This is a genomic window from Enterobacter sp. Li2LvB3 (assembly GCF_056156645.1).
This window is the reverse complement of sequence record NZ_JBSICG010000004.1, coordinates 65,499-91,963: the sequence shown is the minus strand read 5'-3', so window position 1 is coordinate 91,963 and position 26,465 is coordinate 65,499. Positions and strand designations below refer to the sequence as shown.

At 53.4% G+C, this 26,465-nt stretch carries 25 protein-coding genes; 14 read left to right on the top strand and 11 right to left on the bottom strand.

Going from position 1 to position 26,465, the window contains the following annotated elements; genetic code table 11:
* The first annotated feature begins 68 nt into the window (after positions 1-68).
* From ACS603_RS04715 to ACS603_RS04705, 3 genes are all read left to right on the top strand, one after another.
* A complete protein-coding gene (locus ACS603_RS04715; RefSeq protein ID WP_474943840.1) occupies positions 69-1,328 on the top strand; it encodes an O-antigen ligase family protein in 1,260 nt (419 codons plus the stop codon).
* A 71-nt stretch (positions 1,329-1,399) separates the two neighbouring features.
* Positions 1,400-2,257: a glycosyltransferase gene (locus ACS603_RS04710; protein WP_474943839.1), complete on the top strand. Its 858-nt coding sequence runs from the start codon at positions 1,400-1,402 to the stop codon at positions 2,255-2,257.
* A 7-nt stretch (positions 2,258-2,264) separates the two neighbouring features.
* Positions 2,265-3,176 carry a capsular polysaccharide synthesis protein gene (locus tag ACS603_RS04705; RefSeq protein ID WP_315687499.1) on the top strand — a complete coding sequence of 304 codons (912 nt, stop codon included), beginning with the start codon at positions 2,265-2,267 and terminating at the stop codon, positions 3,174-3,176.
* Between the two features lie 37 nt (positions 3,177-3,213).
* On the opposite strand, the gene ACS603_RS04700 is transcribed toward ACS603_RS04705, so the two are convergent.
* From ACS603_RS04700 to gpmM, 3 genes are read right to left on the bottom strand one after another with little or no spacing between them, the layout of a single operon-like run.
* Entirely contained in the window at positions 3,214-4,149 is a 936-nt protein-coding gene (locus ACS603_RS04700; RefSeq protein ID WP_446491880.1) for a divergent polysaccharide deacetylase family protein, read from the bottom strand.
* A gap of 3 nt (positions 4,150-4,152) precedes the next feature.
* Complete coding sequence (gene envC / locus ACS603_RS04695; RefSeq protein WP_315688730.1) at positions 4,153-5,412, bottom strand: murein hydrolase activator EnvC; 1,260 nt, start codon at positions 5,410-5,412, stop codon at positions 4,153-4,155.
* A gap of 33 nt (positions 5,413-5,445) precedes the next feature.
* A complete protein-coding gene (gpmM, locus tag ACS603_RS04690) occupies positions 5,446-6,990 on the bottom strand; it encodes a 2,3-bisphosphoglycerate-independent phosphoglycerate mutase (RefSeq protein ID WP_182063183.1) in 1,545 nt (514 codons plus the stop codon).
* A gap of 249 nt (positions 6,991-7,239) precedes the next feature.
* Here gpmM and ACS603_RS04685 point away from each other — a divergent pair, with 249 nt between their 5' ends.
* The 5 genes from ACS603_RS04685 to cysE all read left to right on the top strand — a co-directional run bounded on the left by ACS603_RS04685 (position 7,240) and on the right by cysE (position 10,350).
* Positions 7,240-7,671, top strand: coding sequence for a rhodanese-like domain-containing protein (locus tag ACS603_RS04685; protein ID WP_182063184.1), 432 nt, complete (start codon positions 7,240-7,242; stop codon positions 7,669-7,671).
* A gap of 11 nt (positions 7,672-7,682) precedes the next feature.
* On the top strand, positions 7,683-7,934 hold the full coding sequence (gene grxC / locus ACS603_RS04680; RefSeq protein WP_129324327.1) for a glutaredoxin 3: 252 nt from the start codon (positions 7,683-7,685) through the stop codon (positions 7,932-7,934).
* 32 nt (positions 7,935-7,966) lie between these two features.
* Positions 7,967-8,434: a protein-export chaperone SecB gene (gene secB / locus ACS603_RS04675; protein WP_014068374.1), complete on the top strand. Its 468-nt coding sequence runs from the start codon at positions 7,967-7,969 to the stop codon at positions 8,432-8,434.
* Entirely contained in the window at positions 8,434-9,453 is a 1,020-nt protein-coding gene (gpsA, locus tag ACS603_RS04670; protein ID WP_182063185.1) for an NAD(P)H-dependent glycerol-3-phosphate dehydrogenase, read from the top strand. The genes secB and gpsA overlap by 1 nt, the downstream gene beginning before the upstream one ends.
* Positions 9,454-9,528: 75 nt before the next feature.
* Entirely contained in the window at positions 9,529-10,350 is an 822-nt protein-coding gene (gene cysE / locus ACS603_RS04665) for a serine O-acetyltransferase (RefSeq protein WP_008502718.1), read from the top strand.
* On the opposite strand, the gene trmL is transcribed toward cysE, so the two are convergent.
* The 8 genes from trmL to ACS603_RS04625 form a co-directional block, all read right to left on the bottom strand.
* Positions 10,347-10,820, bottom strand: a complete 474-nt coding sequence (gene trmL, locus ACS603_RS04660; RefSeq protein WP_006808633.1) for a tRNA (uridine(34)/cytosine(34)/5-carboxymethylaminomethyluridine(34)-2'-O)-methyltransferase TrmL — start codon at positions 10,818-10,820, stop codon at positions 10,347-10,349. The genes cysE and trmL overlap by 4 nt on opposite strands.
* Before the next feature lie 38 nt (positions 10,821-10,858).
* Positions 10,859-12,046, bottom strand: coding sequence for an FMN-dependent L-lactate dehydrogenase LldD (lldD, locus tag ACS603_RS04655; protein WP_474943838.1), 1,188 nt, complete (start codon positions 12,044-12,046; stop codon positions 10,859-10,861).
* Positions 12,043-12,816 carry a transcriptional regulator LldR gene (gene lldR / locus ACS603_RS04650; RefSeq protein WP_182063188.1) on the bottom strand — a complete coding sequence of 258 codons (774 nt, stop codon included), beginning with the start codon at positions 12,814-12,816 and terminating at the stop codon, positions 12,043-12,045. The genes lldD and lldR overlap by 4 nt, the downstream gene beginning before the upstream one ends.
* Complete coding sequence (lldP, locus tag ACS603_RS04645) at positions 12,813-14,468, bottom strand: L-lactate permease (protein WP_182063189.1); 1,656 nt, start codon at positions 14,466-14,468, stop codon at positions 12,813-12,815. Before lldP ends, lldR begins: the two co-directional genes overlap by 4 nt.
* Before the next feature lie 269 nt (positions 14,469-14,737).
* The gene (locus ACS603_RS04640) at positions 14,738-15,100 is read right to left on the bottom strand and encodes a YibL family ribosome-associated protein (RefSeq protein WP_182063190.1); all 363 of its coding nucleotides are present in this window, start codon (positions 15,098-15,100) and stop codon (positions 14,738-14,740) included.
* 58 nt (positions 15,101-15,158) lie between these two features.
* A complete protein-coding gene (mtlR, locus tag ACS603_RS04635; RefSeq protein ID WP_182063191.1) occupies positions 15,159-15,749 on the bottom strand; it encodes a mannitol operon repressor MtlR in 591 nt (196 codons plus the stop codon).
* Positions 15,746-16,894: a mannitol-1-phosphate 5-dehydrogenase gene (mtlD, locus tag ACS603_RS04630; protein WP_315687506.1), complete on the bottom strand. Its 1,149-nt coding sequence runs from the start codon at positions 16,892-16,894 to the stop codon at positions 15,746-15,748. Before mtlD ends, mtlR begins: the two co-directional genes overlap by 4 nt.
* Positions 16,895-17,003: 109 nt before the next feature.
* Positions 17,004-18,911 (bottom strand): PTS mannitol transporter subunit IICBA, encoded by a 1,908-nt coding sequence (locus ACS603_RS04625; protein ID WP_182063193.1) that lies wholly within the window; start codon positions 18,909-18,911, stop codon positions 17,004-17,006.
* Between the two features lie 658 nt (positions 18,912-19,569).
* Between ACS603_RS04625 and ACS603_RS04620 the strand changes: the two genes are divergently transcribed.
* The 6 genes from ACS603_RS04620 (at position 19,570) to yiaY (ending at position 26,423) form a co-directional block, all read left to right on the top strand.
* Entirely contained in the window at positions 19,570-19,926 is a 357-nt protein-coding gene (locus tag ACS603_RS04620) for a DUF3302 domain-containing protein (RefSeq protein WP_182063194.1), read from the top strand.
* 2 nt (positions 19,927-19,928) lie between these two features.
* Positions 19,929-21,065: an HlyD family secretion protein gene (locus ACS603_RS04615; RefSeq protein ID WP_395675766.1), complete on the top strand. Its 1,137-nt coding sequence runs from the start codon at positions 19,929-19,931 to the stop codon at positions 21,063-21,065.
* Between the two features lie 90 nt (positions 21,066-21,155).
* Positions 21,156-21,764 (top strand): glutathione S-transferase, encoded by a 609-nt coding sequence (locus tag ACS603_RS04610; RefSeq protein ID WP_182063195.1) that lies wholly within the window; start codon positions 21,156-21,158, stop codon positions 21,762-21,764.
* A gap of 103 nt (positions 21,765-21,867) precedes the next feature.
* A complete protein-coding gene (gene selA / locus ACS603_RS04605) occupies positions 21,868-23,253 on the top strand; it encodes an L-seryl-tRNA(Sec) selenium transferase (RefSeq protein WP_474943837.1) in 1,386 nt (461 codons plus the stop codon).
* Complete coding sequence (gene selB / locus ACS603_RS04600; protein WP_474943836.1) at positions 23,250-25,121, top strand: selenocysteine-specific translation elongation factor; 1,872 nt, start codon at positions 23,250-23,252, stop codon at positions 25,119-25,121. Before selA ends, selB begins: the two co-directional genes overlap by 4 nt.
* Before the next feature lie 150 nt (positions 25,122-25,271).
* A complete protein-coding gene (yiaY, locus tag ACS603_RS04595; protein WP_182063198.1) occupies positions 25,272-26,423 on the top strand; it encodes an L-threonine dehydrogenase in 1,152 nt (383 codons plus the stop codon).
* The last annotated feature ends 42 nt before the right edge of the window (positions 26,424-26,465 follow it).

Genomic DNA, 26,465 nt, shown 5'->3' with positions numbered 1-26,465 from the left:
ACAGGTACGTTCAACAAACGTAACGGGATGTGCTAGCCTGTTTTTTACTTTCAGTAAGTGGAATGATGATGAGTAACTTAACATTAGATAAGACCCAATATTATTTATTACAGCTATTATTCGGGCTATGTGCTGTTGCGTTTGGGTGCGTTATTGTTTCACCCAATTTTTCGATAAAGGTATTTAGTGTTGCCGGCATTGTTGCTCTGGTTGCATTTTTACTGGATATCAAAAACTTTAAAAAACATGATGCATTTTGGCTGTGCCTTGTGCTGCTGGTTATTGGTATTTGCGATCTCGTCTGGTATCGCATGTTTAAGGTAGAGAGTAGTCCTGCGATTAACTCTTACCGCGCGTATCTGGAAGTGGGTAAAATTTGCTTATTTGGTGCATTCTCGCTGTTCGTCTTCGCAAACAGAAGCCAGCTCAAAATCGGTAGCAATAAAGTTCATGTGTTGCTGGCGGTTCTGCTTCAGGTCATGATTATTGTTTATGCAAGCTATCAGCACTTTTTCCTTGATAGCCAAAGGGTAACGCTTGCACTGAAGGGTGGAACCAATGCGACGGGTGCGGCGTATACCATCGCATTTATCTCCTTCTATACCATCATTGTGATGCAGCACAGCGCTTCCCGCTGGAAAGGATTGGGTATCCTTGGGCACTTCTTTATTACCTTCCTGATTCTGGTTTCTACAGAAACGCGTGCCGCTATTCTGGCGTATCCTGTTATCTTCTTCGGTCTGCTGGTGGTGAAGTTCTACAAAGAAAAGCATATCCCGTGGAAAGGCGTCGGTGTGCTTCTGGTCGCGTTGCTTGCGGGTATGTTTATGATGAAACACAGCCTGATCCAGCGTTATAACGATTTAAACCACGACATTGTGGCCTATGATAAAGACAACAGCACCACGTCCGTTGGGGCGCGTTTCGCTATGTGGAAAACCGGGTTAATTGCGGCAGAAGATAACTATTTTTGGCAATCCACTGATGTGCGTAATGCCAAAATTACTGAAGTAGTGAAAAAAGATCCTAGCCTGGCAGGTGCGTTAGAACATATGCGTGGTCATTTGCATAATGAAGTGGTTGAGACGCTTTCTTTAAAAGGACCTTCAGGTTTAATACTTTATATTCTGTTTGTAATATCTCTTGCGTGGTATGCATTGCGGAAGCTGAAAAGCGTTATTCTTTGTGCCTTCCTGGTGTCATTAATTATGTTCGGTTTAAGCGGTGTAATGTTCTATTCTAAAACCACGCCGGTTGCCTGGATGCTGACACTTATAATGTCGGTTGTTTTCCTTGAGCAAAACAAGCATCGGGATATCATAAAGTAATCGTTTTGATTCTCCACCGGGAAAAAGGTATTCTCCCGGTGGAAAAATGTCATTTAACAGACGAGCACGCTATGAACGAACTGATTTCAGTAATCATCACCACCTACAACAGAGAGGATTTGCTGGAACGTGCCATTCGCTCAGTAATTGCTCAGACTTACCCTGCTGTAGAATTGATTATTGTTGATGACTGTTCGAACGAAAAAACGGCGCAACTCATTGAACGTATACGATCAGAGTGTGACGCGCGTTTTGTGCATTTCACTTATGAACGTAACGAGAAGAACAGCGGCTCTAACTTCAGCCGCAACCGGGGTTACGTACTCTCGCACGGTGTGTTTGTCACCGGTCTGGATGACGACGACTATTTCCTCCCTGAGCGTTTATCAAAGCTGGTTTCGCGCTACGATGAAAACTATGCCTTTGTTACGGATACCCCTGCCCGGCTGGATAAAACTCACCGCACCTACCCAGATACCAACGATAAAAGAATAATTGGGTTACAGGATATCCTCTGTGAAAACGTGGTGGGTAATCAGGTACTGACAACGAAAGAGAAACTGTCAGGCGTGGGGGGATTTTCCCCTGAGATTAAACAACAGCAGGATCGCGATGTCTGGATTAAATTAATCCTGAAATATGGTCCCGGTATTAAATACAGTTTTAGCACCGCCATGGTGGATGCTGAGCACGGCAGTAACCGAATTACATCGCAAATTAAAAAATACAATGCTTACCGGAAGCTCTATTTTAAATACCGTGAGCACATGTCCGAAGAAACCAAAAGCAATAACCTGTTCCAGCTGATGTCGTTCCGTGGGTTTAAATCTTCGCGCATGAACTGCTTATTACGCGGGCGTAAAAAAGATGCCAAGCTGAGAATGAAACTGCTGCGCCGTACGTTAAAAGAGATGTTCCAGGGTAGATAAGGGCGAAATGATGAATCTCAATCTAATCAATAAACTCATCAAAAAAACACGGCGCTGGCAGAAGAAAACCGGTTTATCTCTTTTCCAGCGTGCGGCTGCGCATTTTGAGCAGAAGAAAAAAGAGACGCTGTTTGGCGTTATTGATGCGCTGAAAATTCAGCCAGAATCCGCGAGCAACACTGAACCCAGCCAGTCGCGCATTATCTGGATCTGCTGGTTTCAGGGGCTGGAAAGCGCGCCAGAGCTGGTTAAGCGTTGTATCGAATCCGTACAACGTAATACGCCTGACGCTCAGGTTGTTATCCTGACGGATGACAATATCCCTGATTACCTCTCATTACCGGAACACATTAAAACCAAGTATCAGGCCGGGCTTATCAGCAAAGCACAATATTCCGATATTGTTCGCTGCTCATTGCTGTATCAGTACGGCGGGATCTGGATGGATGCCACCGTCTTTATGACGAAAGCCGTGCCCGAGTCTTTCTATGAAAATAGCTTCTCTTCGCTGCGTTTTGACTCACGCGAAAATGCGACAAGCCAGGGATTCTGGACGGCCTATTTTCTTGCCTCGCAAAAGGGCAATACGCTGGTGAAACTGGTTCGGGATATCCTTTATCGTTACTGGCAACATCACGATACCCTGATCGAATATTTCCTGATTGATTACAGCTTCTTGTATGCCCGCGAACGTTATCCTCAGTTTCACGAGGTAATGAATGCGCAGCCGGTGACGGGAAATAATCGCTTTTTGATTCGCCAGTTTATCTCTGCTGCACCTGATGCAGCGGCGATTGATACCCTGAACCGCGATCCCGTGGGGATCTATAAACTCTCCCACAAGGAACAGTATCGTACTGCGGATAACGGGAAGCCGACGCTGTACAGCCAGATCCTCGACGATACCTTCCGTCTGTAATGACAAAAAAGCCACCCTCACAGGTGGCTTTTTGTTATCAGGATTTCTTACCCCATCCCTGCCACTGCTGCTGAACGTATTTCACCAGCGTGCTTTCACTAATGCTATCGCCAATCACTGTGAAGAAGCGGGTCGCGTAGACCGGCGCTGGCGGCTGTTTTGGTTTGCAGCTCTTCACGCCGCGGAACGGATTACGCGGCGCAGATGGCTTAGCGGGTTGTGAAAGATTTGGTGTCGACGTATCTGACTGCGGTTCATTCAGCAGGTCGCTCGGGCGCACCAGCGTGATATCGGAAGGCAAAGTCGGCAGCATCTGTTGCAGGACGCGCACGGTAGACGGATGCGGGTGACCAATGGCAATTGCCGATCCGTTGCGACGCGCCAGCTGCACCGCACGATTGAACTGTACGCGAATATCCGCTTCGTTTTGGGTGTCATCCAGGAACACCTTGCGCTTAATGACTTTCACCCCAGTGCCCTGGGCTGCACGCATGGCCTGGCTGTTGCCGATGGTCATGCTGTCCAGGAAGTAGAGATTGTAGCGCTCCAGCGCCTGCATCACTTTCAGCATGCCGTACAGGTTGGATGTCATCGCGCTGCCCATATGGTTGTTCAGGCCCACGGCAAACGGCACTTTGTTGTAAGCGTCGCGGATGATGCGATCGATCTCATCGCTGCTCATGTCCGGACGTAGGGTGTCTTTTTCCAGCGGTTGTTTGCTGAGCGGTGCCATCGGCAAATGGATCAGAACCTGATGCCCGCTATTGTGGGCTTTGGTTGCCATTTCGCGGGCGTGTGGCGCATTGGGCAGCACGGCGACGGAAATGGCCGACGGCATCGCCAGTACCTGGTTTTCGGTTTGCGGACGATAACCGAAGTCATCAATGACGATGGCAAGTTTGCCTGCGTATACCGGTGCTGCCAGCGCCAGTGCGCTGGCGACGGAGAGAACAATTCGACGAAATTGAAGCAAAACTTATCTTCCCAACCACGGCTGTGGATTGACCGCCTGACCCTGGCGACGAATTTCGAAATAGAGTGACGGGCGGCCCTGACCGCCACTGCTGCCCACAAGGGCGATGGGTTGACCCGCGCGCACCTGAGTGCCGACGCTGACCAGTGCGCTCTGGTTGTAGCCGTAAAGGCTCATATCGCCTTTGCCGTGTTCGACCACCACCACAAGCCCGTAACCCTGTAACCAGTCGGCAAGGATCACGCGGCCATCGGCAATCGCTTTTACTTCGCTACCTTCAGACGCACCGATAACTATCCCTTTCCAACGTAGCTCACCCTGCAACTGTTCGCCATAGCGATGCAGAATAGAGCCGCGAACAGGCCAGTAAGCCTGACCGCGAGGCGCACCCAGACCGCCAGTACGCGACATCAGCGAGCGTTCGCTCTCCGTGGGTTTGTAGGTTGTCCCTTTGCGTGACGCTTCTTGTTGCTTGTCGCGAACGGCCTGCGCGTCGCGTGCTTCTTTCTCGGCGCGCGCTTTGGCGGCCGCTTCTGCACGGGCAATGCTGTTACGCAGTTTTGATTCGTTGGCGCGCATTTCGCTTAGCTGGCTCTGGCCTTCCTGAATGGACGACTCAAGACCAGAAAGGGTTTTTTGACGCTCATTACGCGCCTGCTCGAGCTTTGCCTGCTGCGCCTGCTGATCGTAGAGCAGCGTTTGCTGCTGACTCTGTTTCTCTTCCAGCTCGGCTTTTTGTGAGGTGACTTCTTCGCGGGTCTGTTTCAGCTGGGCGATAGTTTCCTGGCGCGCCTGGTTCAGGTAACCGAAGTAGGCCTGCAGACGCTGGCCGCGCTGGGTTTCTTCCCCGCTTAAAATCAGCTGAATGCCGGTATGCTCCCCCTGACGGAAGGCGGCATCAAGCTGAGCCGCGAGATTGCGCTCCTGGCTGGCGCGCTGGCGCTCCAGTTTGGCAATCGAGGCATTCATTTCGTCGATCTGTTTATTCAGCTGCGCGAGGGTGTTTTGTGTTTCACGTAGCTTGCGTGCGGCAGCGGAGATGGCTTCTTCCTGCTGCTTCAGTTGGGCAAGGAGTGATGAACGCTGCTGTTGCTGCTGGCGTACCGCACGCTCTTTGGCGGCGATATCGGCCTGAATAGATTTAAGCTGGTCGCGATCGTCCGCATGTGCGGATGCTGCGCACAGCAATACGCCAGCGCTGAGTGCGCTGGCGCAAAATAGGGCCCTGACTGATAACCGAAGCGGTTTCACGACCCATGTGATTGAAAAAATCGCCTTTCCCCTCATGGGGAGCGATTATTCCACGATGAACAGCGGCTTGCCAGTCATCTCTTTAGGGATTTCCATACCCATCAGCGTCAACATGGTTGGCGCGATGTCGGAAAGCTTGCCGCCTTCCACCGCTTTCAGTGGTTTATCACCGACATAGATCAGCGGAACAGGCAGGTTGGTGTGGGCAGTGTGAGCCTGGCCGGTAGATGGATCGCGCATCTGTTCTGCGTTACCGTGGTCGGCGGTGATCAGCATCTGGCCACCCACGGATTCAATCGCTTTTGTAACCTGCTCAACGCAGTGATCCAGTGCTTCAACGGCTTTGATTGCGGCTTCCATCACGCCGGTATGGCCGACCATGTCGCCATTCGGATAGTTACAGATGATGGTGTCGTACTTACCGCTTTCGATAGCCGCAACCAGTTTTTCAGTCAGCTCGGCAGAGCTCATTTCTGGTTGCAGGTCGTAGGTAGCAACTTTCGGCGAGTTGATCAGGATACGGTCTTCGCCTTTGAACGGCTCTTCAACACCACCGTTAAAGAAGAAGGTCACGTGTGCGTATTTCTCTGTCTCAGAGATACGCAGCTGCGTTTTATCGTTTTTCGCCATCCACTCACCGAGGGTGTTTGCCAGTGAGGCCGGTGGGTAAGCGCAGGGTGCTTTGATGTCTGCGGCGTATTCGGTCAGCTGGATGAAATCAAGTTTCACCACCTTCTTACGGGCGAAGCCGTCGAAATCGCTGTTCACGAATGCACGGGTGATTTCACGCGCACGGTCAGCACGGAAGTTCATGAAAATCAACGCATCGCCGTCTTCCATCGCTGCATCGGCCTGGCCTTCAGCGCGGATAACCGTCGCTTTCACGAATTCGTCGTTTTCATCGCGGGCGTAAGCTGCTTCCAGACCTTCTACGGCAGTCGCAAACTGGAACTCGCCTTTTGCCTGGGTCATCAGGTCATAAGCTTGTTCAACGCGATCCCAACGGTTGTCGCGGTCCATTGCGTAGTAACGACCGATGATGGAGGCCACACGGCCTTTACCCAGTGCGGCAAATTTGTCTTCGAAGGCTTTCAGGGAACCTTCAGCGCTGCGTGGTGGCGTATCGCGGCCATCAAGGAAAGCGTGCAGATAGATTTTCTCAGCACCGCGTTCTGCTGCCAGCTCAACCATAGCCATGATGTGATCTTCATGGCTATGAACGCCGCCCGCAGAGAGCAGCCCCATGATGTGTACAGCCTTGCCTGCGGCAACGGCTTTATCAACCGCGCCAGACAGCGTTGGGTTAGAGAAGAAAGTACGTTCCTTAATTTCAACGTCCAGACGGGTCAGGTCCTGATACACGATACGACCCGCGCCCAGGTTAACGTGACCGACTTCGGAGTTGCCCATCTGGCGATCCGGCAGACCCACTTCCAGGCCAGATGCATCAATCAGGGTATGGGGACGTTTTGCCCACAGTGCATCCATGACTGGGGTTTTGGCGTTGAAAATGGCGTTATCCTGCTGATCTTCACGGTAGCCATAACCATCCAGAATCACCAGTACCATAGGTTTTTTAGAAACCGACATTGCGACAACCTCATGCTCAAGAGACAAAAAATTTGCGTAATTTTACTACAGCTGAATCGATCAAATAGCCGCAGAAGATCAAAGAATGCGTAGGGGCAAGGCGCTTCCCAGGTCATTTTAAGGCTTTTTTTTCGTGGCATCCCGCAGAAAATGGATTAGCTTATTGTCGCTGGCTGTATTTGCCACAACGCACAGGTATACTCCTGTCCTGGTTTTTTTAATCACTTTTGACGGGAGTTGTTACCCCCCATGCAAGAAATTATGCAATTTGTTAGCCGCCACCCGGTACTGAGCATCGCGTGGATTGGTCTACTGGCCGCAGTGCTGTTCACTACCTTTAAGGGCCTGACGTCCAAAATTCGGGTTATTACCCGTGGTGAAGCGACGCGTCTTATCAATAAAGAAGATGCCGTCGTCGTCGACCTGCGCCAGCGCGATGATTTCCGTAAAGGCCACATTGCAGGTTCTGTTAACCTGCTGCCTGCTGAAATTAAAGCGAACAACGTTGGCGAGCTGGATAAGCATAAAGCCCAGCCTATTATCGTTGTAGACGGTACCGGGATGCAGGCGCAGGAATCTGCGAGCGCACTGCACAAAGCCGGTTTTGAAAACGTATCTGTGCTGAAAGAAGGCATTTCCGGCTGGAGCGGGGAAAACCTTCCTCTGGTTCGCGGTAAATAAGGAGCCCAGTCATGGCCAATATCGAGATCTACACCAAAGCAACCTGCCCGTTCTGCCACCGTGCGAAAGCGCTGCTGAACAGCAAAGGCGTCACCTTCCAGGAACTGCCTATTGATGGTGACGCGACAAAACGCGAAGAGATGATTCAACGTAGTGGCCGTACGACGGTTCCGCAGATTTTTATTGATGCGCAGCACATTGGCGGCTGTGATGACTTGTATGCGCTCGACGCACGTGGTGGACTCGATTCCCTGCTGCGCTAAGAGACTTTAGGACAATTAAAAAGGGTTTTTCCATGTCAGAACAAAACAACACCGAAATGACTTTCCAGATCCAGCGCATCTACACCAAGGATGTCTCTTTCGAAGCGCCAAATGCGCCACACGTTTTCCAGAAAGATTGGCAGCCAGAGGTTAAACTTGATCTTGATACCGCATCCACCCAACTGGCGGATGATGTGTATGAAGTTGTGCTGCGCGTAACCGTAACCGCTTCTCTGGGCGAAGAAACTGCATTCCTGTGCGAAGTACAGCAGGGTGGTATCTTCTCCGTCGGCGGTATTGAAGGTAACCAGATGGCGCATTGCCTGGGTGCATACTGCCCGAACATCCTGTTCCCGTATGCTCGTGAATGCATCACCAGCCTGGTTTCTCGCGGTACATTCCCGCAACTGAACCTTGCGCCAGTTAACTTTGATGCGCTGTTCATGAATTATCTGCAACAGCAGGCTGGCGAAGGTGCTGAACAACATCAGGATGCCTGATGAGCACTGTTAATGCGTCAATGACTGTGATCGGTGCCGGCTCTTACGGCACCGCTCTTGCTATCACGCTGGCAAGAAATGGTCACGATGTGGTTCTGTGGGGCCACGATCCAAAACATATCGCGACGTTGCAACACGACCGCTGCAATGTGGCGTTCCTCCCGGACGTTCCGTTTCCTGATTCCCTGCGCCTCGAAAGCGATCTCGCGACCGCACTCACGGCCAGCCGCAATATTCTGATTGTGGTGCCAAGTCATGTCTTTGGCGAAGTGCTGCGTCAGATTAAGCCGCTGATGCGCGCAGATGCACGCATTGTGTGGGCGACGAAGGGGCTGGAAGCTGAAACCGGACGCCTGCTCCAGGATGTTGCCCGCGAAGCGCTGGGCGATGACATTCCTCTGGCTGTGATTTCCGGGCCGACGTTCGCGAAAGAGCTGGCCGCAGGTCTGCCAACGGCAATCTCTCTGGCCTCGACCGATGCGACCTTCTCTGATGATCTTCAGCATTTGCTGCACTGCGGCAAGAGCTTCCGTGTCTACAGCAACCCCGATTTTATCGGCGTGCAGCTGGGTGGTGCGGTGAAGAACGTGATTGCTATCGGCGCAGGTATGTCAGACGGCATTGGTTTCGGCGCGAATGCGCGCACGGCGCTTATCACCCGCGGGTTAACCGAAATGTCCCGTCTTGGCGCGGCGCTGGGCGCTGATCCTGCCACCTTTATGGGAATGGCGGGCCTGGGTGATCTGGTACTGACCTGTACCGACAACCAGTCGCGTAACCGCCGCTTTGGCATGATGCTTGGACAGGGCAGCGATGTGAAAGGCGCGCAGGAGAAGATTGGCCAGGTAGTTGAAGGCTATCGCAATACCAAAGAAGTCCGCGAGCTGGCACACCGTTTTGGTGTCGAAATGCCAATAACCGAGGAAATTTATCAGGTATTGTATTGCGGAAAAAATGCGCGCGAGGCAGCATTGACCTTATTAGGTCGTGCGCGCAAGGACGAGCGTAGCAGCAACTAATCGCAGGGAACTGTCGTCACTCAACGATCGGCCAGCAAAGACTGGCCGATCGTACTATTACGTCTGGAGTATGCAATGCCGTGTGAAGAACTGGATATCGTCTGGAATAATATTAAAGCCGAAGCCCGGGCTTTGGCCGACTGCGAGCCTATGCTGGCCAGCTTCTACCACGCGACGCTACTCAAGCACGAAAACCTCGGCAGCGCCCTGAGCTATATGCTCGCCAACAAACTGGCCTCCTCAATTATGCCTGCCATCGCCATTCGCGAAGTGGTGGAAGAGGCCTACGCCGCAGACCCGGAAATGATCGCCTCTGCCGCCTGTGATATCCAGGCTGTGCGCACGCGTGACCCGGCTGTTGATAAATACTCCACGCCACTGCTGTACCTGAAAGGCTTCCATGCGCTTCAGGCTTACCGCATTGGTCACTGGCTGTGGAACGAAGGCCGCCGTGCGCTGGCCATCTTCCTGCAAAACCAGGTGTCGGTCACCTTCCAGGTGGACATCCACCCGGCCGCGAAAATTGGCCGTGGGATCATGCTTGACCATGCCACGGGCATTGTCGTGGGTGAAACAGCGGTCATTGAAGATGATGTGTCGATTCTGCAATCGGTCACGTTGGGTGGTACGGGCAAAACCAGCGGTGATCGCCACCCGAAAATTCGCGAAGGGGTGATGATTGGCGCGGGTGCGAAGATCCTCGGTAATATCGAAGTCGGGCGTGGGGCGAAGATTGGTGCGGGTTCGGTTGTGTTGCAGCCCGTTCCGCCGCACACCACCGCAGCTGGCGTACCGGCGCGTATCGTCGGCAAGCCAGACAGCGATAAACCGTCGATGGATATGGATCAGCACTTCAACGGTATTCACCATACATTTGAGTATGGTGACGGCATTTAACTTCTGAGAATGGCGCCAGGGTAACCCAGCTGGCGCCAGGCTTCATACACCACCACCGACACCGCATTAGACAGGTTCATGCTGCGGCTGTCCGGCATCATTGGAATACGGATTTTTTGTTCAGCGGGCAGGGCGTCCAGAATGGTTGCGGGCAGGCCACGGGTTTCCGGGCCAAACATCAGATAATCCCCGTCCTGATAGCTCACTGCACTGTGTGCAGGCGTTCCTTTGGTGGTCAGGGCAAACATGCGCTGCGGCTTTTCTGCCTCCAGAAACGCGGCATAGTCGTGATGGCGAACCACGGCAGTAAATTCATGATAATCCAGCCCTGCACGGCGCAGGCGTTTGTCGTCCCACGTGAAGCCCATTGGCTCAATGATATGCAGGCGAAAACCGGTGTTAGCGCACAGGCGGATGATGTTGCCGGTATTGGGTGGGATTTCTGGTTCGAATAAAACGATATTAAGCATGTTGCCCCCTTGAATAGCGGGGGCAGAATAGCACAGAACTAGGCCGCATTCCCCTGCGACAGCGGTGCCAGTGCCGCAGGCAGTTTACTCAGTTCCTGCACCAGCGAATCCTGGCTGATTTCGCTAATCGATTTCGCACCAGTCAGCGTCATTGCCACTTTCATCTCTTTCTCGACCAGGTTCAGCAGATTCGCCACGCCCGCCTGACCGTGGGTGGCCAGTGCATACAGGTAGGCACGACCCAGCAGCACGCTGTCTGCACCCAGTGCAATCATGCGTACCACGTCCAGCCCGCTGCGAATGCCGCTGTCGGCCAGAATAGCGATATCGCCTTTTACTGCATCGGCAATGGCAGGCAGTGCGCGGGCAGAAGAGAGCACCCCGTCGAGCTGGCGCCCACCGTGGTTAGACACCACAATGCCGTCAGCACCAAAACGCACGGCGTCGCGCGCATCTTCCGGATCGAGAATGCCTTTGATCACCATCGGGCCGTCCCAGAATTCACGGATCCACTCCAGATCTTTCCAGGAAATTGACGGATCGAAGTTGTTCGCCAGCCAGCCGATGTAATCTTCCAGACCGGTGGGTTTACCGAGATAAGTCGAGATATTGCCCAGATCATGCGGACGACCGTTCAGACCAACGTCCCACGCCCACTGCGGGTGAGTGACAGCCTGCCAGTAGCGACGCAGGGCGGCATTCGGGCCACTCATCCCGGAATGCGCATCGCGGTAGCGCGCCCCCGGCGTTGGCATATCGACGGTAAAGACCAGCGTCGAACAGCCTGCGGCTTTGGCGCGCTCCAGCGCATTACGCATAAACCCGCGATCGCGCAGAACGTACAGCTGGAACCACATCGGGCGCTGAAGGGTTGGAGCGACTTCTTCAATCGGGCAGACAGACACGGTGGAGAGCGTAAACGGGATGCCTTTGGCATCTGCCGCTGCGGCCGCCTGTACTTCGCCGCGACGGGCGTACATGCCACACAGGCCGACAGGGGCGAGCGCAACAGGCATTGAGAGCGTTTCATTAAACAGCTTCGTCTCAAGGCTCAGGTCAGACATATTTTTCAGCACGCGCTGGCGCAGAGCCACTTCTGACAGATCTGCTACGTTACGACGCAGTGTGTGCTCTGCATACGCTCCGCCGTCGATATAGTGGAACAGGAATGGCGGTAAAATGCGTTGTGCCGCGGCGCGATAGTCACTGGCTGCTGAAATAATCATGCTTTGTTCTCCCTGGAAATATCGTTGTCGCCAGGCAGACGGGTAATGCGCGCCTGTCGGGCCTGATCTTCATCGAATTGTTTAATGGTGGTGTGCACAAAGCCCAGATGCGCCATCATCGCTTTGCGCGCGGCATCGGCATCACCGGCCAGAATGGCGTTAAGCACCGCCTCGTGCTGCTCGGTCAGTTGAGCAAACACTGGCGGTACCAGATACATGCGCTGGCGGCTCTGCTTGACGGAGGATTGCAGCAGGTCGAAGAAACCGCGCATGGTCTGGAGCAGCACCACGTTATGTGAAGCCTCGGCAATCGCCAGATGAAAACGGACATCAGCCTGCGAAGCGATATCGGGGTCGCTGCTTTGGGTTGCCTCAAAACAGGCCCGCAGTTTCTCTTTATCGGCTTCTGTGGCCCGCATTGCCGCATGCCAGGCGGTGCTGGTTTCGATGGCGTGTCGGGCTTCGAGGATGTCAAAGCTGTAGTCAGGGTCGTTTGCCATCAGCGTTTTGAGGGGCTGAACAATGTTTTGCTCAGACCAGTCATCGTGCTGCCAGCGTACAAAGGTGCCGCCGCCACGACGGCTCAGTAGCACGCCGTCATTAACCAGCGTCGCCAGCGCTTCGCGCAGTGAATTACGCGATACCCCAAGCTGGGCGGCAAGCTGGCGCTCGGCGGGCAATTTCATGCCCGCTTCAAGCTGTTGTTCTTCAATCAGCGCCCGCACGCGAGAAGCAATCTCGTCGGACAGGCGTCTGGGCATCACTATCATGGAATCATCCAGGTTAAGACATAAGCCTGAAGGGTGGTTATCACACCGACCATGCAGGTAAATATCAGGCTGTGTTTGACGGTAAAGCGGAACAGATCCGACTCTTTACCCACCAGGCCCACCGCAGCACAGGCAATAGCGATGGATTGCGGGGAGATCATCTTTCCGGTGACGCCGCCCGTTGTATTCGCTGCAACCAGCAGTACGTCCGAGACGCCGATTTGCTGCGCGGCAGTTGCCTGAAGCGCGGCGAAGAGGGCGTTAGACGACGTATCTGAACCTGTCAGGAATACCCCCAGCCAGCCAAGGAACGGCGAGAAGAAGGTGAAGGCGTGGCTGGTATGCGCCAGAGCCAGCGCCAGCGTAGATGACAGGCCGGAATAGTTCGAGATGAACGCGAATGCCAGCACCATACCAATGGAGTAAATCGGCAGCGCCAGCTCTTTAATGGTGGTTGCAAAGGTCTGTATAGCTGCGGATGGCTTCATGCGCAGCCACACAACAGAAAGGATAGCTGCAAACAGGATCGCCGTGCCGGTCGCAGAGAACCAGTCGAACTTGTATACCGCAGCATAGGGCGTTGCGGCGTGAACAACTGGCGGCATCCGGGCGACCATTTTGTCGAGGAACGGTACGGAGATGTTAATCACCATGTCGTACAGCGCACCGCCCGGGGCAAACAACGCTTTAAACGGCGGCACGCTCCATAGCGTGACGGTTGCGGTCAGGAACAGGAACGGCGACCACGCGCGGATCACCTGGCCCGCGGTATATCCGGTGCGCGCCAGTGTTTGATCAACCTGCGAGGCACCCATATCCGCAAAGCGGAAGATGCGTACTGGCTGCCAGCGTTTGAGGAACAGCGTCAGACAAACCAGCGAAACCAGGGAAGAGATAATGTCCGGCAGTTCCGGGCCGAGGAGGTTTGAGCTGAGGAACTGAGCAATGGCGAATGAACCACCCGCCACCATTACCGCAGGCCAGGTTTCTTTCACACCACGCCAGCCGTCCATAATCGCCATGATCCAGAACAGCACGATGATGGTCAGGAACGGCAGCTGGCGGCCAACCATCTGGCCGATTTCGAAGCTGTCCAGCCCGGTGACTTGCCCGGCAACCAGAATCGGGATACCCATCGCGCCAAACGCCACCGGCGCAGTGTTAACGATCAGGCACAGGCCCGCGGCATAAAGTGGATTAAAACCAAGACCAACCAGCAGTGCCGCCGTGATCGCAACAGGTGCGCCAAAACCGGCTGCCCCTTCAAGGAATGCGCCGAAGGAGAAACCGACAATCAGCATCTGCAAGCGCTGGTCCGGGGTGATCGAGAGAATCGACGACCGGATGATGTCAAACTGCCCGGTTTTCACCGAGATTTTATAGACAAAGACTGCGGCAATAATGATCCACGCTATTGGCCACAGGCCGTAGAAGAAACCGTAGACGACGGAGGCCAGCGCGCGATCGACCGGCATTTTGTAGAAAAGCAGCGCCACCATCAGGGCGATGGCAACGGTATACGTCGCGGCGAGGTAACCCTTCAGCTTGAGCTTAATCAGCGCAAAGAAGAAGAACAGAATCGGTAGCGATGCGATCAGGCTTGAAAGCCAGATATTCCCGGCCGGATCGTAGTTTTGTTGCCAGAGGCTCATGCAGGTCTCCTGAGGACCACACAGCTAGCAATGCGGGTGAGTCTCCGCTCATCTCTGCGTCACAAACTGTGTAAAAGTGGTCCTGCCAATAGTGTGATGTAGGGTGAATGACAATGAATGGTTAATCAGATGTTATCGATGAGCAATGGTTTTGTGAGTAAAGATTATGGAATTGTGAACCAGGGAAGGGATGTTTGATTAATTGGTTGGGCCAATTATGGCTGGAAAGGGAAGTAGGCCGGGTAAGCGCAGCGCCACCCGGCACGAAATCAGAACGCGGTCTTACAAAAACCCGTCATCTCTTTCAGGCCCATTTCGCGGCCGAGTTCCGTCATCGGGTGTACGACGACCAGGCCACGCACGCTTTTCTTCAGCTTGCCCATATCGGCCTGTTCTTTTTTGGTGATCGCGCGACGGTGCGGCATGTCCATCAGCTTTTGCGCTTCTTTGCTCAGCTTCTGGCCTTTGACTTCACGCAGACGTTCGATTTCGGTTTCCAGCGTGGCGATCTCTTTTTCCAGCTCAGCGTATTTCTCAGCGGCATCAACCAAAGAGAGATCGGCCTGCTGGTGGCGGATCAGATCCAGACGATCGCTAAGGCGTTTAATTTCGTTCTTTTCGACTTCTTTCATCACAAATGACTCTAAAAACGGGGGATTTACAGGGAAGGATACACCAATGTGCGCAGGCTTACTTCTGAAACGCTTTTTTTAAGCTGATTCGGGAAATCAGCTCAGTCAGGGAAAGCACCATTGTAGAACGGACAACCTGTTGATAACGAAGCTTTTGCATAGCATACAGCTCAGGATCACTGTTATCAAAATGAGGTGCGGGAGGCAACGCGGTGACGCAGTGCAACTCACCGAAGGGTCCCAGAATTTCATCATCGGTGAAGGTGTACTCGTTACCGTCATGATTGAGCTCTTCACGAAGCGCCATCAACAGCTCAGCGTCTTCATACTCTGGCCTGCTGAGCACGCCAAGGCCGTAAATCAGCTTCAGGCGCACGGATAAATCGCCCAGCGGTCCGTCTCCGTCCAGTAACGGTTCTACAGCATATTTTACCGCGTAGTCGTCTTTGCGAAACACCTGAAGCACCAGGATATTCACCGCCTCGGTCAATAGCTCGACGGCGGCAATCAGGAAGCTTCGTACGGTTTTGCCAGCATTCAGACGCTCAAGCACACGATTTTCAAAGGCCTGGGTTTGTTCCATTATTGCCTGCATATCTGACAATCTGTTATCTGGGCGCAGGATAACCTGCGCCGCATTCTGCATCATTTGGTTGCGTTATAAGCGTTAATCGCCTCCACAACCACGTTGCTGTTGGCATCCAGGCCAGAAACCTGCGCCAGCGCAGCTTGCGGGCCTTCATCGCCAATCAATTTCGCCAGCTCAAGCGCCTGTGGATCTTGCTCGCTGCGGTAATGCATGGCAGCGGCAATCCCTTTCACCAGGTTGGCGTGCGGCAGACCGTATTCCAGCGTGCCCAGCAGTGGCTTAATCAGACGGTCGCCCGCGCTCAGTTTGCGCAGTGGCTGACGGCCAACGCGCTCAACGTCATCTTTCAAATACGGATTTTCAAAACGACCGAGGATTTTCTGGATGTATGCTGCATGTTTTTCAGCATCAAAACCGTAGCGTTTGATCAGCACCGCGCCGCTCTCTTCCATTGCACCTTTTACCACAGCGCGGATTTTCTCATCGAGAATCGCGTCACGGATGGTCTGATGACCGGCCAATTTTCCGAGGTACGCGGTTATAGCATGACCGGTGTTCAGCGTGAAGAGTTTACGTTCGACAAATGCCATCAGGTTATCAGTTAATTCCATCCCCGGGATGGTTGGCAGCGCGCCTTTAAACTGTGTTTTATCGACAATCCATTCGCTGAAAGTTTCAACGGTCACTTCCAGCGGGTCGTTGGTGGCGGATTCAGACGGCGGAACGATACGGTCGACGGCGGAATCGACAAAGCCGACGTGTGCTTCAACCCAGGCTTTATCTTCGTCGGCGACGGCAGCCAGGACGTGACCTTTCAGCTGCGTGGTGCCACGCACCATGTTTTCACAGGCGATGATGTTCAGTGGGGTATCAATGCCCTGAGCTTTACGTTTCGCCAGGCCTTTTGCCACCGCAGGGGCGATACGCTCAAGCACAACCGGGCCGACCGCAGTCGTCACCAGGTCAACGCTTGCGATCAGATCAACCACGTCATCACCGATGCTGCTTACCGCATTCACGCCAGAAACGGTTTCGACTTGCTCGTTTTCTCCCACCACGTGAACCTGATAGCTATGACGGGCATTCAGGGCGTCTAGTACCACCTGGTTCACATCGGCGAATGTCAGCGTAATGCCCGCGTCGGCCAGCAATTTGCCGATAAAGCCACGACCAATATTACCTGCGCCAAAATGTAATGCTTTCATAGTGTTAACCTTCATTAATGTTTTTACCCGAGAGGGCTGGGGTGAGGAACCGCATAACTTTCCCCTCACCCTAGCCCTCTCCCCAGTGGGGAGAGGGAAGAGAACGATATTACTTATTCAGCAGCGCCAGTACTTCTTCCACGCTGGTGGTGCTGGCCAGACGCTCGATGACCGATTCGTCATCCAGGGCGTTGGTCAGGCTGGTAATCACCTGAATGTGCTCGTTGTTGCGAGCGGCGATACCAATCACCAGACGGGCAATGTCGTCTTCTTCTTCACCGAAGCGAACACCCTGTGGATACTGACAGAACACAACACCGGTTTTCAGCACGCGGTCTTTCGCTTCAACCGTACCGTGCGGAACCGCGATGGATTCACCCAGGTAGGTTGGGGTCAGTTTTTCACGTTCCAGCATTGCGTCAACATACTCAGGCTGAACGTAACCGCCTTTCACCAGTTGCTCACCCGCAAAGCGAATCGCTTCTTCTTTGTGGGTCGCAGTACGACCCAGGAAGATGTTTTCCGCACCCAGTTTGAACAGGTGGCTGTCGTTCGCATCGAAACTGTCTTTCAGGCTATCGCGAACTTTCACTTCGTTGTCTTCGTGGCGTTGCGCCGCAACCAGACGCTCAGTCAGGTTGGTGTACAGGCCGCTGTCGAGGAAGTTGGTCAGCGAAATGTGCTGCGCCTGTGGAACCTGACGCATAGCACGTTCGGTCAGATCGCGGTGCGTGATAACCAGGTCAACATCCGGTGGCAGGCTGTTAATCGCGCTGTTGGTCACAGAGATATTGCTCAGACCTGCATCCTGTACTTTCTTACGCAGCACGCCTGCACCCATTGCGCTGGAGCCCATACCGGCGTCGCAGGCAACGATGATTTTACGTACGTGGCTCAGGTCGTTAGACACATCACCTGCGGCCAGCGGAGTAGCGCCTTTGGATTCCGCTTTCATGTCGTGCATACGACGAGTTGCTGCTTCGATATCGTCGTCTTCTTTCACTTTACTGGTTTTCAGCAGGATAGAAGAGACAACGAAGGAGACCGCCATTGCCGCACAGATAGCAGCGATGTTAGCGAAGTAAGCACCTTTTGGCGTCATCGCCAGCACGGCAAGGATAGAGCCCGGAGAGGCAGGAGAAACCAGACCACCGCCCAGCACGCTCAGAGTGAACACGCCAGTCATACCGCCGAGAATAACGGCCAGGATCAGACGTGGGTTCATCAGCACGTACGGGAAGTAAATTTCGTGGATACCACCCAGGAAGTGAATGATAGCTGCACCGCCCGCAGACTGTTTTGCGCTGCCGCGACCAAAGAAGATGTATGCCAGCAGAACACCCATACCCGGGCCTGGGTTCGCTTCAATCAGGAAGAAGATGGACTTGCCAAGTTCATGAGACTGCTGAATACCCAGCGGTGAGAAGATACCGTGGTTGATGGCGTTGTTAAGGAACAGGATTTTCGCTGGTTCTACAAAGATAGACGCCAGCGGCAGCATGTCGTGCGCAACCATGAAGTTAACGCCTGCTGCCAGAATTTTGGACAGCACTTCAACAGCCGGGCCAATGCCGAGGAACGCCAGAATCGCCAGGATCATACCGATGATGCCAGCAGAGAAGTTGTTCACCAGCATTTCAAAGCCGGAACGAATCTTACCGTCTACCCAGTTATCAAAGTGCTTAATTGCCCAGCCGCCCAGAGGACCGGCAATCATCGCACCCAGGAACATCGGCATATCCGCACCGACAATCACACCCATTGTGGTAATGGCACCAACCACACCACCACGGTCACCGCCCACCAGACGACCACCGGTAAAACCGATGAGCAGCGGCAGCAGGTAAGTAATCATTGGGCCAACAAGTTTCGCCAGCGTTTCGTTAGGCAACCACCCTGTCGGAATGAACAATGCAGTGATGATACCCCACGCGATAAACGCGCCGATGTTTGGCATCACCATGTTGCTGAGGAAACGACCAAAGCTTTGTACTTTGATCTTGAAATCGGATGACATAAAACACCCCTTCTTATGTTTACGCTTAGGCTTGCGGCCCGAGGTTTATCGTTAATGTACGGCGGTAGAGGTAGCCGGGCCCTGTTCATGCTGTGAAATCTGGCACTGAATCGTTCAACTGTCCAGACGGTGAAATTTTGTGTGATCTGAGTCACGTAAATGTAGGGGGTGTGGTATTTAATGAGGTGATCTGCATCACAAAAGTGATGTGCAAAAAAAAGTCAATGCGGGTAAATGGCGTAAAAACCACAGTATTTTGTGATGCGTATCACATTTAGTGGTCACCTGTTTGTTTCTATAACGTGACTGAATTCACAAAAAATTTTCATGCAGATTTCTCTGGATGTGATCAACGACAAACTCTGTTTTGCAGTTCACAGCCAGGATGTAATCAAACAGCATCAAAAGCAAAAACTACACATGTGTGAGTGTGTTATGGCGAAAAGTGAAAACCTGGAGTACTCTCATATGTAAGGTTAAGTCTATTATTATTCAGGATATATTTTGACACGCTTATAAACTTGCATGGAGATGTAATAAAAAACCATACTCTGCGGCTCTGAAAAATAAGTGCACGTTATTGCGCTTAAATTGAATTAATTTGCGTGCTTATTATTTAATTTATTTAATGAGTTTTCGTTGTCTGAGTGAGGGAAATATGTTTCTCAACTACTTTGCGCTGGGCGTATTAATTTTCGTGTTCCTGGTTCTGTTTTACGGGATCATCGCCATTCATGATATTCCTTATAATATGGCTAAAAAACGCAACCACCCCCATGCTGATGCAATCCATACAGCCGGGTGGATAAGCCTGTTTACTCTCCATGCCATTTGGCCGTTTTTGTGGATTTGGGCAACGCTGTACCAGGAGGAGCGTGGCTGGGGTATGCAGAATCATATCACAAAGCCTGATGAGGTCCCCGGCATGGATGCTCTGTCCAAACGTGTGGCCGAACTAGAACAAAAACTGGCTGCTGCTCAAGCGCCAGCAGATAAGAATACGTCGGAGCACTGATCATGGATCTGTTGATTATTTTAACCTATGTGGCTTTTGCCTGGGCTATCTTTAAAATATTCCGTATTCCTGTAAACCAGTGGACGCTCGCCACCGCGACATTAGGTGGGGTGTTTATTGTTGCGGGACTCATCTTATTAATGAACTATAACCACCCGTATACTTTTACGGCGCAAAAAGCGGTTATTTCGATTCCGATTACACCGCAGGTTACGGGTGTGGTTAGCGAAGTCACAAATAAAAATAACCAGCTTATTAAAAAAGGCGAAGTGTTATTTAAACTGGATCCGGGCCGCTACCAGGCGCGCGTCGACAGACTGCAAGCTGACCTGGTGACCGCCACGCACAATATCGACAACCTGAAAGCGCAGCTTTCGGAAGCAGTAGCCAATACCACGCGTGTGTCTGCTGAGCGTGACCGCCTGTATAAAGATTATCAGCGTTACCTGAAAGGCAGCCAGGCGAAGGTTAACCCATTCTCTGAAAGCGATATCGATAACGCACGCCAGAACTATCTGGCACAGGATGCGCTGGTAAAAGGCTCAGTGGCTGAACAGACGCAGATCCAAAGCCAGTTAGACAGCATGGTTAACGGTGAACAATCGCAGGTGGCGTCCCTGCGTGCGCAACTGGCTGAGGCCAAATACAACCTCGATCAGACTGTCGTCCGTGCGCCAAGTAATGGATATATCACGCAGGTGCTGATTCGCCCTGGGACATACGCAGCCGCGCTGCCACTGCGTCCGGTGATGGTGTTTATTCCTGAACAGAAACGCCAGATTGTTGCTCAGTTCCGTCAGAACTCCTTACTGCGTCTGAAACCGGGTGATGAAGCTGAAGTGGTATTCAATGCACTGCCAGGACAGGTGTTCTCCGGTAAACTCACAAGCATCCTGCCAGTGGTGCCGGGTGGTTCTTATCAGGCCCAGGGAGCGTTGCAATCGCTGACGGTCGTTCCGGGTACGGACGGCGTACTGGGTACGATTGAGCTTGACCCGAATGCTGATGTCGATGCATTACCAGACGGTATTTATGCTCAGGTTGCGGTCTATTCCGACCACTTCTCGCACGTTTCCGTAATGCGTAAAGTGCTGCTGCGTATGACCAGCTGGATGCACTACCTCTACCTCGATCATTAATCCTTCCGGGGCAGGAATGCGATACGCATACCTGCCTTTTTTCATTGCTTGATCCATACTGACCTCTTTGTGGGCATTCAGGATCAGGCAATGAAACTTATCGGCAGCTATACCAGTCCCTTCGTGCGTAAAATCTCAGTTCTCCTGCTGGAGAAAGGGATTGAATTTGAATTCGTCAATGAACAGCCCTACAACGCGGAAAATGGCGTTGCCCGGTTCAACCCGCTAGGGAAAGTCCCGGCGCTGGTAACCGATGATGGCGAATGCTGGTTTGATTCCCCTATTATTGCGCAATACATCGAACTGCTGGGTGTCGCACCAGCCATGCTCCCGGCCGATGCTAAAGCGGCACTGGCGGTGAAACAGATTGAAGCCCTGGCTGATGGTATTATGGACGCGGCACTGGCTTCCGTGCGCGAACAGGCAAGACCCGCCGCACAGCAATCGGAAGCGGAACTGGTGCGTCAGCGTGAAAAAATCAGCCGTAGCCTGGATATGTGCGAGCAGTTAATCCGGGATGGCATCATCCAGAGTGATAGCCTGAACCTGGCGACAATAGCCATTGCCTGCGCCATCGGTTATCTCAATTTTCGCCGGGTTTCTCCGGGCTGGTGTGTGGAGCGCCCGTTGCTGGTTAAGCTTGCCGAAACACTGTTCCAGCGCGAGAGTTTTGCCCAGACTGAACCGCCTAAGGCTTGATTCGGGTTATAACACTTCGGTTCAGGAGGTTGTACAATCCCTCTTCACATCGACTCCCTCTCCCGTCGGGAGGGGGGATGATAATCCATTGCCAGGCGCTTTCATGACTACTCAACGCTCTCTCTACAGCCACATCCCCGCAACCGATCGTCTGCTTCGTGATCCCCACTTCCTGGTCGTACTGGAAATGTTCGGCCATCGCGCAACGGTCGATATGCTGCGCACGTTACAGGAAGAGGCCCGGGAACACATTCTGGCCGAAAATGCGTTGCCAGACTGGGCTGCACACTGGGGGCAGGAAGTTGAACAGCGGCTGGCAGCGAATACACAAAACACGTTGCGACCGGTCATTAATCTGACGGGGACGGTTTTGCATACCAATCTGGGACGCGCCCAGCAGGCTGAAGAGGCCGTCAGTGCGGTGGCGCAGGCCATGCGCTCGCCCGTCACGCTGGAGTATGATCTCGACGGCGCCGGGCGTGGGCATCGGGACAGAGCGCTCGCGGACTTACTTTGCCAGCTCACCGGCGCGGAAGATGCCTGTATTGTGAATAACAACGCGGCGGCAGTGCTACTGATGCTGGCGGCGATAGCAAACGGTAAAGAGGTGGTCGTATCGCGCGGTGAACTGGTCGAGATTGGCGGTGCGTTCCGCATCCCGGATGTGATGCGTCAGGCCGGGTGTACATTGCATGAAGTGGGCACCACCAACCGTACCCACGCGAAGGACTATCGCGCGGCAGTGAATGAAAACACAGCGTTGCTGATGAAAGTGCATACCAGCAACTACCATATCGAAGGCTTTACCCACACAGTTGAAGAAGCCGAACTTGCGGAGATTGGGCGCGAGCTAAACGTGCCGGTGGTGGCGGATCTCGGCAGCGGTTCGCTGGTGGATTTGAGCCAGTACGGCCTGCCAAAAGAGCCTATGCCGCAGGAGATGATCGCCGCGGGCGTCAGCCTGGTGAGTTTTTCCGGCGACAAATTGCTGGGCGGGCCGCAGGCGGGGATTATTGTTGGTCAGCGCGAACTGATTTCCCTTCTACAGCAACATCCGCTGAAGCGGGCGCTGCGCGCGGATAAAATGACGCTCTCAGCGCTGGAAGCAACGCTGCGGCTCTACCTCCACCCGGAGAAGCTGGCCGAACGCCTGCCGACCCTGCGGATGCTGACGCGAGATGCTGCTTCGATTCGTGCTCAGGGAGAGCTGCTGCTGGCACACGTTGCGCAGCATTACACCGATTTTGACGTGCGTGTAGAATCCTGTCAGTCCCAGATTGGCAGTGGTTCGCTACCGGTAGACAGGTTGCCCAGCGCAGCGCTCACGTTCACCCCACGCGACGGGAGAGGCAGCCAGCTTGAGGCGCTTTCTGCACGGTTACGCGCCTTACCTGTGCCGATAATTGGACGTATTTATGATGGCCGAATGTGGCTGGATCTACGCTGTCTTGAAGATGAAGAGCGGTTTCTGGAGATGATGTCGAAATGATTATTGCCACCGCCGGTCACGTTGACCACGGCAAAACCACCTTATTGCAGGCCATTACGGGCGTAAATGCCGATCGTCTGCCTGAAGAGAAAAAACGTGGGATGACCATCGATTTGGGTTATGCCTACTGGCCGCAGCCCGATGGCCGAGTGCTGGGCTTTATTGATGTGCCTGGCCATGAAAAGTTTCTTTCCAACATGCTGGCGGGCGTGGGTGGTATTGACCATGCGCTGCTGGTGGTGGCGTGCGATGACGGCGTGATGGCACAAACGCGCGAACACCTGGCGATCCTGCAATTGACCGGAAACCCGCAACTGACGGTTGCGCTGACGAAAGCCGACCGCGTTGATGATGCACGCGTCGATGCTGTGCGCGAAGAAGTGCAGGCCACCCTGCGTGAATACGGTTTTGCCGATGCCTCGCTATTTGTGACGATCGCCACCCAGGGGCGCGGGATTGATGCTCTGCGTGACCACCTGCAACACCTCGCATCCCGCGAGCAGGCCAGCCATCACCGTTTTCGTCTGGCGCTCGACCGCGCATTCACCGTGAAAGGCGCGGGTCTGGTGGTGACGGGGACTGCGCTGAGCGGTGAAGTCAGCGTGGGCGATACCTTATGGCTGACAGGCGTTAACAAGCCAATGCGTGTGCGTGCTCTTCACGCGCAAAATCAACCGGTTGAACATGCTCATGCCGGGCAACGCATCGCACTGAATATCGCGGGTGATGCCGAAAAAGAACAGCTGAAACGTGGTGACTGGCTGCTCTCTGATGCGCCGCCAGCACCGTCGGAACGCGTCATTGTCGCGCTTCAGACGCACTCACCGCTGACTCAGTGGCAACCGCTGCATATCCACCATGCGGCCAGCCACGTGACCGGGCGCGTATCACTACTGGAAAACGACCTGGCTGAACTGGTGTTTGATACTCCGTTGTGGCTGGCGGATAACGACAGGCTGGTGCTGCGGGACATTTCTGCTAAAACCACGCTTGCCGGGGCGCGCGTGGTAACACTGAATCCGCCACGCCGTGGGAAACGTAAGCCAGAATATCTGCAATGGATTGCGACACTGGCGCAAGCAAAAGGGGATGCTGACGCGCTGGCCGTGCATCTTGACCGTGGCGCCGTAAATCTGGCAGATTTTGCCTGGACTCGCCAGCTTAGCGGCGAGGGGCTGCGTCAGCTGACGCAAGAGCCGGGCTTTATTCAGGCCGGAAACAGCTTGTTAAATGCGCCGATTGCGGCGCGCTGGCAACGTAAGGTGCTGAGCACGCTCGCCACGTATCATGAACAGCATCAGGACGAACCCGGCCCGGGCCGCGAGCGTTTACGGCGCATGGCGTTGCCAATGGAAGACGACGCGCTGGTGCTGTTACTGATTGAAAAAATGCGTGAAAGCGGAGTGATCAACAGCCATCACGGCTGGCTGCATCTGCCGGATCATAAAGCGGGCTTTACGGCCGAACAGCAGGCGGCGTGGCAGAAAGTTGCCCCACTGTTTGCAGATGAACCCTGGTGGGTGCGCGATTTAGCCCATCACACTAATACCGATGAAACACTGATGCGCCAGGTATTGCGCCATGCGGCTCAGCAGGGGCTGATTGTGGCGATCGTGAAAGATCGTTATTACCGTAACGATCGCATTGTGGCGTTCGCGAATCTGATCCGCGAACTGGATCAGGAGCGAGGTTCAACCTGTGCGGCTGATTTCCGCGATCGGCTGAACGTGGGGCGCAAGCTGGCCATTCAGATCCTGGAATATTTCAACCGCATTGGTTTTACCCGTCGTCGTGGTAACGATCATTTATTACGTGATTCATTATTATTTCCTGAAACAAAACCAGGAATTAATACAGAAATAGAATAGATCGAAATGGATATATATATTAATTAACACATTCGCAGGTTTAAATTTATTAAACCTGCGAATGTGCACGCAAAACAGGTTATTGATCATGTTTTTCAAATAATCTTTTCCGTATGCTGCCGATACTTTTTATCTCTTCGAGGAAATATCATGGCTGCATCCGTATTTTATATTCCTTCTGTGAATATTATTGGTTCTGAATCATTGGGTAGCGCAATGGATACCATGCGCGACTACGGCTGGCGTCGTGCGTTGATTGTGACTGATGCCATGCTCAGCAAACTGGGTATGGCGGCGGATATTCAGAACGCGCTGAAAGAACGAAATATTGCCAGCGTAATTTATGACGGGACACACCCTAATCCCACCACGGGAAATGTGGCCGCTGGTCTTAAAATATTAAAGGAAAATAACTGCGACTGCGTTATTTCTCTCGGTGGTGGCTCGCCGCACGACTGCGCAAAAGGTATTGCGCTGGTGGCCGCTAATGGCGGCGATATTCGCGATTATGAAGGCGTGGATCGTTCTGCAAAACCGCAATTGCCGATGGTGGCCATTAATACCACGGCGGGTACGGCCTCTGAAATGACGCGTTTTTGTATTATTACCGATGAGGCACGCCATATTAAAATGGCGATTGTCGATAAACACGTTACCCCGGTGCTTTCTGTTAACGACTCATCGCTGATGGCGGGAATGCCGGCCTCACTGACGGCGGCGACAGGTATGGATGCCCTGACCCACGCGATTGAAGCTTATGTTTCCGTTGCCGCAACCCCCATCACAGATGCCTGCGCGTTGAAAGCGATCACCATGATCGCCGAAAACCTTGTTCATGCCGTTGAAGATGGCGGCAATACGGCGGCGCGTGAGGCGATGGCCTACGCGCAGTTCCTTGCTGGAATGGCCTTTAACAATGCCTCGCTGGGTTATGTACATGCGATGGCGCATCAGCTTGGCGGCTTCTACGATCTGCCGCACGGCGTCTGCAATGCGGTGTTACTGCCACACGTTCAGGTCTTTAACTCGCAGGTTGCGGCTGCCCGCCTGCGGGACTGCGCCAACGCAATGGGCGTGGATGTCAGCAAAATGACCGACAACCAGGGCGCGCAGGCCTGCATTGTTGAAATTCGCGCCCTGGCGCGTCAGGTGAAGATCCCGGCGGGTCTGCGTGAGCTAAACGTCAAAGAGGAGGATATTCCGGTGCTGGCAACTAATGCCCTGAAAGATGCCTGTGGGGTAACGAACCCTGTTCAGGCAACCCACGAAGAGATCATGGCGATTTACCGCGCCGCGATGTGACCCCTGTCGTAAACCCAACACGGGCTGGCGAGAAAATCGCCA